18 protein-coding genes are annotated in these 15,261 nt (G+C 63.7%); 10 read left to right on the forward strand and 8 right to left on the reverse strand.

All coding sequences use genetic code 11. The features are described 5' to 3' along the window. Nucleotides 1–311 (forward strand): elongation factor 1-alpha C-terminal domain-related protein (locus QQS38_RS06410; RefSeq protein WP_479644552.1); only part of this gene is annotated, 311 nt, incomplete at its 5' end. Nucleotides 312–459: 148 nt separating this feature from the next. Continuing rightward, the gene (locus tag QQS38_RS06415) at nt 460–1,596 is read left to right on the forward strand and encodes a porin (protein ID WP_479644976.1); all 1,137 of its coding nucleotides are present in this window, start codon (nt 460–462) and stop codon (nt 1,594–1,596) included. Nucleotides 1,597–1,690: 94 nt separating this feature from the next. On the opposite strand, the gene QQS38_RS06420 is transcribed toward QQS38_RS06415, so the two are convergent. Further along, nucleotides 1,691–1,858, reverse strand: a complete 168-nt coding sequence (locus QQS38_RS06420) for a glycine zipper 2TM domain-containing protein (protein WP_479644977.1) — start codon at nt 1,856–1,858, stop codon at nt 1,691–1,693. 93 nt (nt 1,859–1,951) lie between these two features. Next, complete coding sequence (locus QQS38_RS06425; protein WP_479644553.1) at nt 1,952–2,719, reverse strand: helix-turn-helix domain-containing protein; 768 nt, start codon at nt 2,717–2,719, stop codon at nt 1,952–1,954. A gap of 613 nt (nt 2,720–3,332) precedes the next feature. Here QQS38_RS06425 and QQS38_RS06430 point away from each other — a divergent pair. Genes QQS38_RS06430 through QQS38_RS06455 form a run of 6 tightly spaced genes read left to right on the forward strand, consistent with a single transcriptional unit; the run spans nt 3,333 to nt 8,513 of the window. Then, a complete protein-coding gene (locus tag QQS38_RS06430) occupies nt 3,333–4,049 on the forward strand; it encodes a c-type cytochrome (RefSeq protein WP_479644554.1) in 717 nt (238 codons plus the stop codon). Nucleotides 4,050–4,060: 11 nt separating this feature from the next. Then, nucleotides 4,061–5,338 carry a c-type cytochrome gene (locus QQS38_RS06435; RefSeq protein ID WP_479644555.1) on the forward strand — a complete coding sequence of 426 codons (1,278 nt, stop codon included), beginning with the start codon at nt 4,061–4,063 and terminating at the stop codon, nt 5,336–5,338. A gap of 13 nt (nt 5,339–5,351) precedes the next feature. Further along, nucleotides 5,352–5,534, forward strand: coding sequence for a hypothetical protein (locus tag QQS38_RS06440; RefSeq protein ID WP_479644556.1), 183 nt, complete (start codon nt 5,352–5,354; stop codon nt 5,532–5,534). Nucleotides 5,535–5,543: 9 nt separating this feature from the next. Beyond that, a complete protein-coding gene (locus QQS38_RS06445) occupies nt 5,544–6,113 on the forward strand; it encodes a cupredoxin domain-containing protein (protein WP_479644557.1) in 570 nt (189 codons plus the stop codon). Then, nucleotides 6,103–7,728, forward strand: a complete 1,626-nt coding sequence (locus QQS38_RS06450) for a b(o/a)3-type cytochrome-c oxidase subunit 1 (protein ID WP_479644558.1) — start codon at nt 6,103–6,105, stop codon at nt 7,726–7,728. The genes QQS38_RS06445 and QQS38_RS06450 overlap by 11 nt, the downstream gene beginning before the upstream one ends. Then, nucleotides 7,725–8,513 carry a c-type cytochrome gene (locus QQS38_RS06455; RefSeq protein ID WP_479644559.1) on the forward strand — a complete coding sequence of 263 codons (789 nt, stop codon included), beginning with the start codon at nt 7,725–7,727 and terminating at the stop codon, nt 8,511–8,513. Before QQS38_RS06450 ends, QQS38_RS06455 begins: the two co-directional genes overlap by 4 nt. Nucleotides 8,514–8,529: 16 nt before the next feature. On the opposite strand, the gene QQS38_RS06460 is transcribed toward QQS38_RS06455, so the two are convergent. Genes QQS38_RS06460 through QQS38_RS06480 form a run of 5 tightly spaced genes read right to left on the reverse strand, consistent with a single transcriptional unit; the run spans nt 8,530 to nt 12,163 of the window. Continuing rightward, nucleotides 8,530–9,348, reverse strand: a complete 819-nt coding sequence (locus QQS38_RS06460) for a sulfite exporter TauE/SafE family protein (protein WP_479644560.1) — start codon at nt 9,346–9,348, stop codon at nt 8,530–8,532. A gap of 15 nt (nt 9,349–9,363) precedes the next feature. Next, nucleotides 9,364–10,962, reverse strand: a complete 1,599-nt coding sequence (locus QQS38_RS06465; protein ID WP_479644561.1) for a bifunctional protein tyrosine phosphatase family protein/NAD(P)/FAD-dependent oxidoreductase — start codon at nt 10,960–10,962, stop codon at nt 9,364–9,366. Nucleotides 10,963–10,978: 16 nt separating this feature from the next. Then, a complete protein-coding gene (locus QQS38_RS06470) occupies nt 10,979–11,404 on the reverse strand; it encodes a DUF6691 family protein (protein ID WP_479644562.1) in 426 nt (141 codons plus the stop codon). A gap of 1 nt (nt 11,405) precedes the next feature. Beyond that, nucleotides 11,406–11,831, reverse strand: a complete 426-nt coding sequence (locus tag QQS38_RS06475; protein ID WP_479644563.1) for a YeeE/YedE family protein — start codon at nt 11,829–11,831, stop codon at nt 11,406–11,408. Next, complete coding sequence (locus QQS38_RS06480; protein ID WP_479644978.1) at nt 11,828–12,163, reverse strand: ArsR/SmtB family transcription factor; 336 nt, start codon at nt 12,161–12,163, stop codon at nt 11,828–11,830. Before QQS38_RS06480 ends, QQS38_RS06475 begins: the two co-directional genes overlap by 4 nt. Before the next feature lie 93 nt (nt 12,164–12,256). Between QQS38_RS06480 and QQS38_RS06485 the strand changes: the two genes are divergently transcribed. Further along, the gene (locus tag QQS38_RS06485; protein ID WP_479644564.1) at nt 12,257–13,117 is read left to right on the forward strand and encodes an MBL fold metallo-hydrolase; all 861 of its coding nucleotides are present in this window, start codon (nt 12,257–12,259) and stop codon (nt 13,115–13,117) included. A 16-nt stretch (nt 13,118–13,133) separates the two neighbouring features. On the opposite strand, the gene QQS38_RS06490 is transcribed toward QQS38_RS06485, so the two are convergent. Further along, entirely contained in the window at nt 13,134–13,604 is a 471-nt protein-coding gene (locus QQS38_RS06490) for an Rrf2 family transcriptional regulator (protein ID WP_479644565.1), read from the reverse strand. 192 nt (nt 13,605–13,796) lie between these two features. Here QQS38_RS06490 and hemN point away from each other — a divergent pair, with 192 nt between their 5' ends. Further along, the gene (gene hemN, locus QQS38_RS06495) at nt 13,797–15,242 is read left to right on the forward strand and encodes an oxygen-independent coproporphyrinogen III oxidase (RefSeq protein WP_479644566.1); all 1,446 of its coding nucleotides are present in this window, start codon (nt 13,797–13,799) and stop codon (nt 15,240–15,242) included. Nucleotides 15,243–15,261: the final 19 nt, after the last annotated feature.

Raw genomic sequence — 15,261 nt, forward strand, 5'->3', positions numbered from 1 at the left:
AGGCGGATTTATGCTGGTTCGACGAAGAGCCGCTTTCGACGCAGCGTAAATACCTGCTCAAGCAAACGACGCATACGGTATTTGCGCGAATCGGCGCGGTCAAGGAAGTGTTCGATGTGCATACGCTCTTGCATACGAGCGAGAAGCACGCATTGGCGATGAACGATATCGGGCGCGTGGCGTTGACGCTGCAAAAGCCGATCGTTTGCGATGCCTACGACGTGCATCCGGGCACGGGCGCGTTCGTGCTGATCGACGAAACGACGCATCACACCGTCGCCGCCGGCATGATTCGCGCATCGTCTGCATGAGTGTATTGCGCTAATTGGAATAATCGGTGTTAACAAAATGCCACGTTAAACAAAAAGTTCATAAAAGCCCCATGGAATTCGGGAAGAATTCGCCCCGGCGCTAATGGGGCCGCTTTCCAATCAACAAACGGACCAATCCATACAAATGATGAACAAACGTATTCTTGTTGCCGCCGTGCTCGGCAGCATCGGCGTTGCAGCGCACGCCCAAAGCAGCGTGACGCTTTACGGTGTGATCGACGCCGGGGTGAGCTACGTCAACAACAGCCGCGACGCGACGGGCCATTCGAGCAGCCTGGCGAAGTTCGATGACGGCGTGGCCCAAGGCACGCGGTGGGGCCTCAAGGGCAGCGAAGATCTGGGCGGCGGCCTGAAGGCGATCTTCACCCTCGAAAACGGCTTCAGCATTGCCAATGGCACGCTGGGGCAAGGCAACCGCGAATTCGGCCGTCAAGCCTATGTCGGTCTCGCGAAGGACGGCATTGGTTCGTTGACGCTCGGCCGACAGTACTCGCTGTCGACCGACGTGTTGGCTGCTTACTCGACCGGCGGCAACACGGTTGCGGGCAACTATGCCTTCCACATCAACGACGTCGACCAACTCACGTCGAGCCGCATCGACAATTCCGTCAAGTTCGCGAGCGCAACCTTCTCGGGCCTCACGTTCGGCGCGTTGTACGGCTTCTCGAACCAAGCCGGCGCGTTTGCAGGTTCGCTCGCGAACGGCACCGCGAACCCTGGCTCGTCGCGCACCTACAGCTTCGGGTTGAACTACGCGGCTGGCCCCATTGGCGTGGGCGCGGCCTACACGGATATTCGCTATCCGGGTAACGCGACGATCTCCAACACGGGGCTGACCAACGTTCAGGAACTGCGCACCTTCGGCCTGGGCGCGCGATATCTGCTCGGTCCGGCGACGTTCTGGGCGCTGTGGACGAATACGCGCTTCGTGCCGGTTGCCGGCACGGCGCTGCTGTTCGACGCATATGACGTGGGCGCGAAATATGCCTTCACGCCGGCCCTGTCCGCTGGCCTCGGTTACACGTACATGCACTTGAACGATGCTGCCAAGGGCCATTTCAATCAAGCCGACCTGAGCTTGGACTACGCGCTCAGCAAGCGCACCGACGTCTACGTGCTCGGCATCTATCAGATCGCATCGGGCAACAACGGCGCGACGCGCTTGCAAGCACAGATCGGTGATTCGTCGGGTTTCTTCAGCACGTCGGGTTCGGATTCGCATTCGCAATTGGCGGCACGCGTGGGCATCCGTCACAAGTTCTGATCTACCGGCCGAGCAGCTCAGCGGTTGCCTCGTGAGGTAAACAAAAAAGGGGCGCTCCGTGAGGGAGCGCCCCTTTTTTGCAAGCGTCACGCCGTTATTTGCTGAGTTCGTAACCGACCACGCCGCCGGCTACCGCCCCGCCCACCGTGCCGGCCGTGCTGCCGTGCGTCAGCTTGTTGCCTGCATACCCGCCTACGGCTGCGCCGCCCAGCGTGCAGCCCGTCAGAAGCGCGACCACGACGGCGCCGGCCGCGCCGGCCAACTTGAATCGTCTGAACGCTTTCACGATCGTCTCCCTGTTTATGAAAACAGTATGACGACGATCACGCAAACATCGTGCCGGGCCGCTCGTCGCTCACACGGATCGCCGCGCCACGTCGGCGAGGCCATCGAGATCCAAGATTTCCACTTCTTTGCCGTGCACCGTGATCAGCCCTTGCTTCTGAAAGCGCGACAGCGTTCGACTGACCGTTTCGAGCTTGAGCCCGAGAAAGCTCCCCGTCTCCTCCCGCGTCATGCGCAAGACGAACGCATTGGGCGAGTACGAGCGCGCCTGCCAGCGACGCGACAAATCCAGCAGGAACGCGGCGACCCGTTCGTCGGCCGTCATCGTGCCGAGCAGCATCAACGCGTTGCTTTCGCGAACGAGGTCGGCGCTCAGCATGCGAAACACATTGTGTTGGACGGCCTTCACCTCGCGGCTGAGCAGCTCGAGCAGATCGAACGGCATCACGCATACGCTGCTGTCCTCGAGCGCGATGACATCGCTTGCATAGTGGTCCGTCGAGATGCCGTCGGCGCCGAGCAATTCTCCCGAGACGTAGAAGCCCGTGACTTGTTCGCGGCCGTCGGCGAGCAGAGTGACTTTCTTGTAGGAGCCGGTGCGCACGGCATACAGATTGCCGAAGACGTCGCCCACGCGATAGAGCGCCTCGCCTTTCTTCACGTGGCGATACCCGAGGATCAAGTCGTCCATTTGCCGCGAGCATGCGAGCTCGTCGGGGTTGACCGAGCACACGGAGCGCAGCGTGCAGTTTTTGCAGGAAGACGAAGTGCCACGTATCGCGGGCGAACGCTTCATCGTCTCGCCGCGCACGGATATGGGCATTGAGGTCTTGCTCATCGCGTCGCTCGCGCTGGCTCGTTCGCTGGCACCGAACATGTCATGCTCTCCTTGGTTTGATCGATAAACGCGGGACGGCTCACGTCCCGCACCCGCATCGCAGGCGGCATGCAACGTCTGTCGACTCGAAGTGTCCGCTGCCGGCCCACCCGGGCCTATCGGGTTGCACCGAGAGTCCTGTCGGCGCTCGCCCACCCGGTGTCAGCCGATTCCTACAGCACGGCGCCCCACCCTGCGACGAAGGCCATCCTGGCTAGCTTCTTGCGTTGCGCGACATTTGTCACGTATAACCCGCGCGACCAAGCGTCGCAAGGCTTGCGCACAGGGTGCGTCAGACTGGCGCACATCTGATCCAGATCAACCCGCGCTGCGCCGCTTCCTGGTCTAATCGTCGGGTTTTGGCGATCGAATCGAGACCCGGCGTCGTATCGGGTTTCGAGTGCGTGTTCTCTCGCCGCAGACAGTGCTGTGGGATTTCGTCTGTTTTGATTAGAATCGACGGCACAGCTAGAGAAGACGCATTGCCGTTTCGGTCCGCACCGCTGCGAGGCTTAAGCCGTAAAAGCCGTGGGCGCGCCGCATATCGTTGGCTGTCCCCGGAGACGATGAAGTGATGCTGAGAAGAAGAACTGCTGCTGTTACTGTTGTCTTTGCAAGCCTGGCGTTGGGCGGCGCCGCTCATGCGCAAGATGCGCAAACGGCGCGGGCGCCCGATACGATGCAGGCGCGCGTGCTGGCCTGCGCGGCCTGCCACGGCGCGAAAGGCGAAGGCACCGATAACGACTACTTTCCGCGCCTGGCGGGCAAGCCCGCGGGCTATCTATACAACCAGTTGATCGCCTTTCGCGACGGTCATCGGCAGTACCCGCCGATGAACTACTTGCTCGCGTATCTGCCCGATGCCTATCTGCATCGGATCGCCGAATACTTCGCGAGCCAACGCCCGCCCTATCCGCCCGCATCGACGCCGGCCATTGCCGCTTCCCTGCTCGCCCGCGGCCAGCAACTCGCAAAGCTGGGCGATCCGTCCAAGGACATCCCCGCCTGTGCTTCGTGCCACGGCGCGGCCCTCACCGGCATGGAGCCGGCCATCCCCGGCCTGCTCGGCCTGCATGCCGACTACATCAGCGCACAACTGGGCGCATGGCGTTACGGCACGCGCAAGTCGTATGCGCCCGATTGCATGCATGAGGTCGCTTCGCGTTTGACGAACGATGACATCACGGCCGTCGCAGCGTGGCTTGCAGCGTCGCCGGGTCCGGCCAATCCCGCTTTCGCTCCCGCGGGAAGCTTGAAGATGCCGCTGCGTTGCGGCAGCGAACCGCAATGATGGAGTCTTTCGTGCCAGCCATTCTTTATCTTTCACGCTCGCTTGCTCGCGCGGGTGCGGGCCTCGCACTGGTTGCATCGAGCGCGCTCTCGTTCGCACAGGGTCCGGGCGGCGCGCCGGCCGACCTCGTCAAGCGCGGCGAGTACCTCTCGCGCGCCGGCGATTGCGTGGCCTGCCATACGCAGCCCGGCGACAAACTGTTCGCGGGCGGGCGCGCCATGCCGACGCCGTTCGGCACGCTCTATTCCCCCAACATCACCGCCGATAACGAAACCGGCATCGGCAAGTGGACCGCCGACGAGTTCTATCAAATGATGCACACGGGCCGCTCGCGCGACGGTTCGCTGCTTTATCCCGCGATGCCCTATGGCGCATATACGAAGGTCACGCGCGCGGATTCCGATGCGATCTTCGCGTACCTGCGCTCGGTGCCGCCCGTGCATCAGCCGAACCGGCCGCACGAGATGCGCTTCCCGTACAACAACCGCGAGTTGCTGCTCGGTTGGCGCACGCTGTATTTTCGTGAAGGCGAATACCAAGCCGATCCGACACGTTCGGTCGAATGGAACCGGGGCGCTTATCTTGTGCAGGGGCTCGGCCACTGCTCGATGTGCCATACGGCGATCAATGCGCTCGGCGGCAGTTCGGAATCCAAGGCATTCGAAGGCGGGTTGATTCCGATGCAGGACTGGTACGCGCCCTCGCTCACCTCCAACAAGGAAGCCGGCCTTGGCGATTGGAGCATCGAAGACATCTCCGATCTGCTGCAAAAAGGCGTAGCCAAACGCGGCGCGGTGTACGGCCCGATGGCCGAAGTCGTCTACGACAGCTTGCAGTATTTGTCCGACGACGACGTGCGCGCGATGGCCGTCTATCTGAAGTCGTTGCCGCAACACGGCGGCGATAACGGCGCGAACGGCAAGAGCGCGATGGTGGGCGAAGAGCGCGAGTTGCTCGTGCGGCTCGGCGCAAAGATCTACGACGCACAGTGCGCGACCTGCCACGGCAAGCACGGCGAAGGCAAGCTGCCCGATTTCCCGCCGCTCGCGAACAATCAGTCGATCCAAATGACTTCTGCCGTCAATCCGATTCGCATGGTGCTCAACGGCGGCTATGCGCCCGGCACGATGAAAAACCCCGCGCCTTACGGTATGCCGCCGTTCGCCCAGTCGCTGTCGGACGAGGAAGTCGCGGCGGTGGTCACCTTCATTCGCACGGCTTGGGGCAACCGCGGCACGCCGGTCACGGCCAAGGAAGCCAACGCTTTGCGCTCCGCGCCGCTTTATTGAATCGAGGCACGCCATGAATCCGAACAACGAGGCGCGAGCGGGCGCCAGTGACCAAGAAGAGCAGCGCGTGGACGAGATCGTTCGCTCGGGGCCGGCGGGGGCCATCGCGGTGGCCGGCATCGCCACCGCCATCGTCGTGGCGCTCTGGTTCGCGTTCTACTTCCTAGTCTTTTTGCCGCGCGGCGTCATCCACTGAGCGAGCGACATGTCGAACATTCCATCTTCCAACCACGCCGAAGGCGCTGAGGTTGCTGCGCGCGTGGAGCGCAAATGGGCGGCCGTCTCGGTCGCGATCATCCTGCTCCTCATTGCGATGGTCGTCTACACCGGTTTGCATTGGGCCGCGATGCCGCCCTCGCGCGTCGAAACGATCGATCCGACGACGCTTCACGTATCGGGTGAATTCATCGAAAGCAACCTGGGCAGCGCCGTCGAAACCGACGGCTCGGTCACGGTGCGCATCGTCGCGCAGCAGTACTCGTTCACGCCGCAGTGCATCGTGGTGCCGGCGGACACGCCCATCACGTTTCGCGTGACGAGCGCCGACGTCGTGCATGGCTTTCTCATCGCCAATACGAATATCAATTCCATGGTCGAGCCGGGGTATGTCTCGACCTTCAAGACGAGCTTTCCCGAAAGCGGCGATCACTTGATGCCCTGCCACGAATACTGCGGCACGGGTCACGAGGGCATGTGGGCGCACGTGAAAGTGCTCGATCGCGCTGCATTCGACAAGCTCGCGGCCAACGCTCGGAGGCTTAGCTGTGCTCAATAACAGACGACTCGTACTCGCACACTTCTGGTTCGCCTTCGCCACCTTCGGCGTCGCGCTGTTGCTCGGCGCCTGGCAAATGTACGTGCGCAGCCCCTTGCATATATGGCTCAGGCAGCCCGAGCTCTACTACCGCTCCGTCACGGCGCACGGCTCCGTCATGGGGTACGTGTTTCCGACGTTGATCGCGATGGGCTTCGGCTACGCGATCAGCGAACTGTCGCTAGAGCAACCGCTCGTGGGCAAGCGTTGGGCGTGGATCGGCTGGTGGCTCGTCGCGATCGGGTCGATCACGGCGATGATCCCCGTCTCGCTTGGCCGCGCATCGGTGCTCTATACGTTCTATCCGCCGATGGTCGGCAATCCCTTTTATTACATCGGCGTGGTGCTCGTCGTCGTGGGATCGTGGATCTGGGTCGCACTGATGTCGATCAACCTGCGCACGTGGAAGCGCGCGAATCCCGGAAAGCCCGTGCCGTTGCCGATGTTCGCCAACGTGGCCGGATCGTACTTGTGGGCCTGGACCGCAGTGGGCGCCGCGATCGAAATCTTGTTCCAGATTTTGCCTGTCGCCCTCGGCCTTAAGACGACCATCGATTCGGGCCTCGCTCGCGTGTTCTTCTCTTGGACGCTGCACGCAATCGTCTATTTCTGGCTGATGCCGGCCTACATCGCGTACTACACGCTCGTGCCGCGCGCAGTCGGCGGCCGGCTCTACAGCGATGCGATGGCGCGCATCTCGTTCATCCTGTTCCTCGTGGTCGCGATGCCGATCGGCATTCATCACTTGTTCGCCGATCCGCAAGTCGGCTCGGGCTTCAAGTTCCTGCAATCGGTGTTCACGGCTTTCGTGTCGGTGCCGACGCTGCTGACGGTTTTCACGATCTGCGCCTCGGTCGAAATTGCGGGACGGCTGCGCGGCGGTCGCGGGCCGTTCGGTTGGCTGCGCGCCCTGCCCTGGCATGAGCCGATGATGCTGGCCGTCGCCTTCTCGTTCGTCATGCTCGGCTTCGGCGGCGCGGGCGGGCTCATCAACATGAGCTATCAGCTCGATTCGACGATCCACAATACGCAGTGGATCACGGGCCACTTCCATCTGATCTTCGGCGGCGCGATCGTCATCATGTACTTCGCGATCGCTTACGACCTCTGGCCGCAACTCACGGGCCGTGTGCTGACGAGCGTGAAGCTCATGCGCTGGCAACTGTGGCTCTGGTTCATCGGCATGATCGTGACGACGTTCCCCTGGCACTATGCCGGGATTCTCGGCATGCCGCGGCGCATGGCGTACTTCGATTACAGCAATCCGGCGCTCGCCCCCGAGGCCATCACTGTCGATATGTCGTTCGTCGGCGCGCTGATTCTCGTCGCTTCCGCCGTGCTGTTCTTCATCGTGCTTGCCCGTGGCCATCGCGCCCCCGCTGCTGCGCCGCAGAAGTTTACGTTCAGCACCGCCGTGCATCCGCCCAAGACATTGCCGATCGCGCTCAATAGCTTCGGCTTGTGGGTCGCGCTGATGATCGCGCTGACCGTCGTCAACTACGGGTATCCGATTGCGCAGTTGCTCGTGCTCAAGCAAACCTCGGTGCCGGCTATCTACATGGGGGGCGCACGATGAGCACCGAACGCTTGTTCTCGCTGCGCAACCGGTGGTTTACGGTTAGCATAGGCTTGACCGCGGGCGTGGCCGTGGTTTCGATCTTGATCGGCTTCATCTGGTTGCCGTCCGTCCAAACCGGTTCGCAATTCGCCGGCGTCTGGAACGCGATCTGCAGCGCAGCCGGCGTTCCGCAACAATGGTTCGTTTCGACGCCGGTTACCTCGCGCGTGAAGACGAGCCAAGTCGTCGTGACGCCGACGATGTTCGCCAACGCCGATGCGCTGTCGATCGGCCGCGGCGCGACGCTCGCGTTGCGCTGTTCGATGTGCCACGGGCCGCAAGGTATCAGCCAAGCGAATTCGCCGAACCTCGCCGGCCAGTACGAAACGGTCATCTACAAGCAGTTGAAGGACTTCCAGACCGGTGCGCGCACGAATGCGGTGATGAGCCCGATGGTGCAGACGCTGTCCGATCAGGACATGCGCGACCTCGCTGCGTACTACGCGTTTCTGCCGAAGCTGCCCGGCAATCATCCGGCCAACCAGGTCGTGCCGCCGATCGTTGCGACGGGCGCGCCCATGCGCAACATCGCACCATGCGCATCGTGTCACGGCGCCGCGGATCACAAGACGGGCACGCCTTGGCTCGAAGGCGAGCCGGTGGTCTATATCCGCGCGCAGTTGCAGGCCTTCGCCGCGGGCGATCGTCACAACGACATCAGCGAGCAAATGCGCAATGTCGCACGACAGATGACACCGGCGGAAATCGAAGCGGCGGCGCGCTATTACGCGGGCCAGCCGTAAGTGACCGGCGCCGCGGTCAAAGCTGTGTGACGGCTTTGACCGCCATCGCCACGGCGATGGCGCCCGCGAAGACGGCGAACGCTTGCTGCAGGCGTGCGCCGCTCAGCCGGCGGGCTAGGAGCCGGCCGCCGAGCATGCCGGCAATGGCGCCGGCGGTGAACGGCAACGCGGCCGACCACGCCATCTGACCGGCCAAGCCGGACGCGACGACGCCCGAAGCCGATACGATCGCGATGACCGCGAGCGAGGTGGCCATGATGTTCTCGATCGCAATGTCCGAGACGCGCCGCAACGCCGGCACGATGACGAACCCGCCGCCGACGCCCAACAATCCCGACAGCAGGCCCGCGATCGCGCCCGATAGGGTCAACGCGCGTGCGCACGGTGCGGTCCAGATGAGCTTGCCGCGTGCCCGATCGAGGCGGCATGCAGCGTCGAGCGGCCCCTGAGCCGGTGCGCGCGATGCACGCCCGACGTGCTGCAGCAACATGCGCGCGGCAACGTAAAACAGCACGAACGCAAACAGCAGCATGAGCGGCGCATTCGGAACATGCCGGGCGAGCCATAGGCCGAGCGGCGAGACGAGCGCGCCCGCGCCCGCCATCAGCACCGCCGCCTTGTACCGCACCCGCCCTTCGCGCAGTGCGAGCAAGGCGCCGAGCGCCGCTGCGAGCCCGACTGCGGCGAGCCCGATAGGCCCGGCGGTCGCGACATCGAGCCCTAATCCGAAGACGAGCAGCGGCACGGCGACGATGCCGCCCCCCGCCCCCGTCAAAGCGAGAATGACGCCGACGAGCGAGCCGAGCGCGGCGCTAACGATGAACGGATCGAACATGGCCGGCCTTGCCCGTCAAACGCTCGTGTCCGTGAACCATTCGCGCGCCTTGAGCATGCCGTTCCAGTAGAACCAGGGCAGCAGCTTGGCTTTGAGCAGCCAAGCCAAGGCGCTCGGGCGGCGCGGGTCGAGCGCAAAGGTGGGCAACAGCTTGCCGCCGTAGCCGAATTCGGCGAGCACGACCTTGCCCCGCTCGACCGTCAACGGGCACGCGCCGTAACCATCGTAGCGGCGCGGCAGAGGCCGCCCGGCGCGCATCGCGAGCAAGTTCGATGCGACGATGACGGCCTGCTTGCGCGCGGCGGCGGCCGTCTTGGCGTTGGGCGCGGAACAGACATCGCCGAGCGCGAACACGTTCGGATAGCGCGGATGCTGCAGCGTTGCGGGATCGACTTCGCACCACCCGGCGGCATCGGCCAGTTGGCTGTCGCGGACGAAATCGGGCGCGACTTGGGGCGGAACGACATGCAGCAGGTCGAAACGTTTGGCTACGCGCTCGGTGCGCCCGTCGGCATCCCGGACGTCGAAATAGGCGAGCTTGTTCGGCCCGTCCACGGCAACGAGATTGGAGCCGAATGCGAGATTGACGCGGTAGCGCGACACGTATTGCATCAGCGCCGGCACGAAGGCGGCGACGCCGAACAGCACGGCGCCATCGGTATTGAATTCGACGTTGATTTTGTCGAGCGCGCCGACGCGCCGCCAGTGATCGCAGGAAAGATACATCGCTTTTTGCGGCGCGCCTGCGCATTTGATCGGCATCGCTGGCTGCGTGAAGAGCGCCGTGCCGCTGCTCATCGCGCGGACGAGTTCCCAGGTATAAGGCGCCAGGTCGTAGCGGTAGTTGGACGTCACGCCATGCTTGCCGAGCGCCGCTTCGAGACCTTCGATGCGCTCCCATGCGAGGCGCAGCCCCGCTGCAACGACGAGGTCCCGGTATGGCACGGCTTCACCGGTGTCGAGCCGCACCCGGTTGTCGTCGGGCTCGAACCTCGCGACGGCGGCGCGGATCCAAGTGGCGCCCTTGATCATGACTTCGCTCATCGGCCGGCGCGTTTTGCTCGCATCGTACAGGCCGCCGCCGACGAGGGTCCACGCCGGCTGATAGTCGTGCGTGTCGCGCGGTTCGATCACCGCGATATTGAGGCCCGGTTGACGGCGAAGCAGGCTGGCCGTCACGGCGATCCCTGCGCTGCCCCCGCCCACGACGACCACGTCGAAAGTTTTTTCCCAGGTGCAAGCCGGCGCAATGGACGATTCCTTGGATGTTTGCGCCGGTGTGGTCGCGGCGCGGTACAGGCCAGCGGAACGATTGCCCGTACGGCAATACGCGAGCACGGGCTTGGGCATCGTTTGCAGCAAGTTTGCGAAGGTTTGCGCTTGCTCGGGCGTCATCTTGCCCGGCTGGACAGGCAGGTAGGCGAACGCAAGCCCGGCGCGCTCGGCAGCCGCCTGCATCGCCTGGGAACTCGGCTGCGAAGGGCCGCCTTCGCCGTCGGGACGATTGCAGATGAGCGACCGATAACCCGCCGCGGCGATGCTGGGAAGGTCCTCCGGCAGCACCTGCGCGGTCGACGAAAAGGTCGGATCGTGCTGTACGAATGGCGTGGACATGGGCGCGAACTCCGTTTCAGGTACGTGCGGCGCGCAGCCGCGTGGTGAGCGAATGCAGGCCCATGCCCGCCAACATCGCGAGCACGAATAGCAATGCTTTGGGCTGGCCGCTCGAGGCGGCGACGAGTGCCGGGCCGGGGCAGAAGCCGGCGAGCCCCCACCCGACGCCGAACAGAGCGCTGCCGAGGATGAGCGCGCGATCGATGCGCGTCGCCGTGGGCCACGAGACCGGGGCGCCGAGCAAGCTGTAGCTGGCGCGGCGGGTGAGCGCGAAGACAAAGGCGCCGATCGCGACGGCGCCGCCCATGACGAACGCGAGCGAGGGGTCCCAGCGGCCGGCCAGGTCGAGAAAGCCGAGCACCTTCTCGGGGTTGGCCATGTTGGATACGATGAGGCCTAAGCCGAACAGGAGACCTGCGGCGAAACCGGACAGAGCGAGCATATCAAGCGTGACGAAGCAGAAAGACGGTTAGGAATCCTAACGATAGGAACGAGAGCGTGGCGGCGATCGAACGGGCCGAGCCGCGGGAAATGCCGCATACGCCGTGGCCGCTCGTGCAACCCGAGCCGTGGCGCGTGCCGAAACCGACGAGCAAACCGGCGGCCACCAACATGGATGGCGAGGCTTCGATGGTGGCCGCGGGCAGCGGCGCAGCCAACCGCCACAGCCACGGAGCGGCAACGAGCCCGAGCAGAAAGGCGAGCGCAGAAGCGCGCTCGAGCGTTCGCCGTTCCAGCAGGCGGCCGATCATGCCGCTGATACCGGCGATGCGGCCGTTGAGCAGCATGTACAAACCCGACGCGGCGCCGATGAGCAGCCCGCCCGTGACGGCCGCGACAGGGGCGAAATGCGACATATCGACGATCATGCCTTGGCCCCTTCGGTCTTGCCGCAAAAGAGCTCGGCCAAAGTTTGCATGATGGCGATGACTTCCTCGCTGGCGAGGCTGTAATAGATGTACTTGCCCTCTCGCCTTGCAGCGACGAGCCCTTCTTCGCGCAACACGCCCAAGTGTTGCGACAGGCTGGGCTGATGCAGGCCGACACGCGCTTCGAGCTCGCCGACGTTTTGCTCGCCCTCGGTGAGCTGGCACAGCAATAGCAGCCGGTCCTCATGCGCCATGGCTTTGAGTAGCGCACAACACTTCGTGGCCGAGTGGCGTAGGTGGTCCAACGTTTGCGGCGTAAGCTGGCTTTCCATATGACGCGGTAGGTGCAAGTTCAACAATATGTTGAGAGACATTATATTAATTGATATATTGTTTGGCAACTCCACTTTTGGAAGGGATTGACGATGCGTCCCCAAGTAGCGCCATTTTTCGATTGTGCGACCTCGACGTTCACGTACGTCGTTCATGCCGGCGACGGCACGCCGGCGGCCGTCATCGATTCGGTCCTCGACTACGACCCGAAGTCGGGCCGCACGAGTACCGCATCGGCCGACCGCGTCATTGCGTTCGTGCGTGAGCATCGCCTGCAGGTGCAGTGGCTGCTCGAGACCCATGCCCATGCCGATCACCTTTCGGCGGCCCAATACCTGAAACGCGAGCTGGGCGGCAAGACGGCGATCGGCGAGCAGATACGCACGGTTCAGGGCGCGTTCAAGCGCGTGTTCAATCTGGGAGGCGACGTGCCAGCGGATGGGACGCAATTCGACCATCTGTTCGCCGCGGACGAGACTTTCGCTTTCGGTGAGTTGACCGGGCGCGCGCTGCACGTGCCTGGCCACACGCCTGCCGACATGGCCTACCAAATCGGCGATGCGGTGTTCGTGGGCGACACGCTGTTCATGCCGGACGTGGGCTCGGCGCGCTGCGATTTCCCCGGCGGCGACGCGCATGCGCTCTACCGCTCGGTGCAAAAGCTACTCGCCCTGCCGCCGCAAACGCGCCTGTTCATGTGCCACGACTATCCCCCGCCTTCGCGTGAAGCACGCTGCGAGACGAGCGTCGAGCAAGAGCGCCGTGCGAACGTGCATTTGCACGATGGGGTCTCGGAAGAGGCCTTCGTCCAAATGCGGACGGAACGGGACCGCACGCTCTCGATGCCGGTGCTGATCCTGCCGGCGGTCCAAGTCAACATCCGGGCCGGCGACATGCCGCCGCCCGAATCGAACGGCGTGCGTTATCTGAAGATTCCTGTCAACGCGTTCTGACTGAACGCGGCACGCGCTACTTGCGCGCCATGCGCACGAGCGGCTGCTCGGTGGCATTGAGCCCCAGCAGCCGCAATAGCTTGCCCTGCTCCGCTGCGATATCGGCCAGCGTGAACTTGTCCAGCACTTCGAAGTACGCGCGCAGTGCGCTGCCGAGCACGCCGCGCAGCCCGCATGCCGCGGTGATCACGCAAGCGTTGCCCTCGGTATCGAAGCACTCCACCATCCGAAAGTCGGCCTCCATCGTCCGCACCACGTCGCCAACCGTGATGCGCGAGGCCGGTCGCCCCAGCTTCAAGCCGCCCGTGCGGCCGCGCGTCGTGCTCAGATAACCGGCGCGGCCGAGCGCATGCACGATCTTGACGAGATGCCCGCGCGCGATCCCGAGCGCCTCGGAAATTTCGGCAATCGTGACGAGTTCGTCCGAGCGCACGGCTGCATACATGAGCACGCGCAGACTGTAATCGGTGAAATCCGTGAGTCGCATACGCCACCTATAAAGTAGATGCATTGTATATCTTTTATGCGCACCGCGGACCGTGTGACTAGGCAAGATGGACACCGGGAGCGAGCCTCCGAACGAAACATTGCTGACATACATCAAGTTTTTATGGATCGTGGGTTCGATAATGATCGCAGCCGGCCCCGTTGCCGGCCACGCACGTTCATGGGAAGGAATATGTCAGCAGAAACGGCGCAATGCCGCGACACCTCGTCTACCACGCCGAAAGCGGACCTTGATCGTTTCGCCGACATCGAGATATCGGAGGCGCTGATCCGGCGCTTCGACAACGCGGGGCCGCGCTATACGTCTTACCCGACCGCCGATCGCTTCGTGCCCGGCTTCGACGAGGCCGCCTATCGCGGTCATCTCGCGGAGCGCGCCGGCGCGGCGGTGAAGCCCCGGCTCTCGGTCTACGCCCATTTGCCGTTCTGCGAATCGCTCTGTTATTTCTGCGCCTGCAACAAAGTCATTACGCGCGAGCACGGGCGGGCCACCGAATACCTCGGCTACCTGTTGCGCGAAATCGCGATGGTCGCGCCCGAACTCGGCGACGATCGGCGCACCTCCCAATTGCATTTGGGCGGCGGCACGCCGACCTTTTTCAGCATGGCCGAACTCGGTACGTTGCTCGAAGGGCTGCGCAAGCATTTCGACTTCGTGCCCGAAGCCGAGTTGGGCGTCGAGATCGACCCGCGAACGGTGAAGCCGACGACATTGGCCGAGCTTGCCGCGCTGGGCTTCAATCGCACGAGCTTCGGCGTGCAAGATTTCGATCCGGCCGTGCAGCAGGCCGTGAACCGCATTCAGCCGCTCGACATGGTCGAGCGTGCATTGGGCGCGAGCCGCGACGCCGGCTTTCAATCCATCAACATGGATTTGATTTACGGCTTGCCGCGACAATCGGTCGCTAGCTTCGAGCGCACGCTCGACGAAGTGGTGCGCCTCGCCCCCGATCGCATCGCGCTCTACAACTACGCGCACCTGCCCTCGCGCTTCAAGGCGCAGCGCCTCATCGACGCGCGCGAGCTGCCGCTCGCCGAGGACCGGCTGCGCATCTTCATGCGAGCGACGCGCAGGCTGCTCGACGCGGGCTATGTCTACATCGGTCTCGATCATTTCGCCAAGCCGGACGACGAATTGAGCCGTGCGCTGCGCGAGAACAGCCTGCATCGCAACTTCCAGGGCTACACGACACAGGCCGAATGCGACCTGGTCGGCTTCGGCGTCTCGGCCATCGGTAAGATCGGGCGGTCCTACTGTCAATCGACGCGGTCGGTGAAGACCTATTACGAGCGGCTGGACGAAGGGCGCCTTCCGGTCGAGCGCGGCATGACGCTGAGCGCCGACGACCTCTTGCGCCGTGAAGTCGTCATGACGCTGATGTGCAGCATGCCGCTCGTGTTCGGTGACGTCGAAGCTCGGCACGGCATCGACTTCGGACGCTACTTCGAGGCGGAGCTCGCGGCGCTGGCGCCGTTCGAGCAAGCGCAGCTCGTTGCCGTCGACGAAGGTTCGATTCGAGTCTTGCCCAAAGGGCGGCTGTTCGTGCGCGCCGTGGCGATGACGTTCGACAAGTACCTGGGGCGACCCAGCGCCGCGTCCTATTCGAAGCTGATATGACTCTTAGCGGATGGGGGCG

This window comes from Trinickia sp. Z7 (assembly GCF_056498045.1).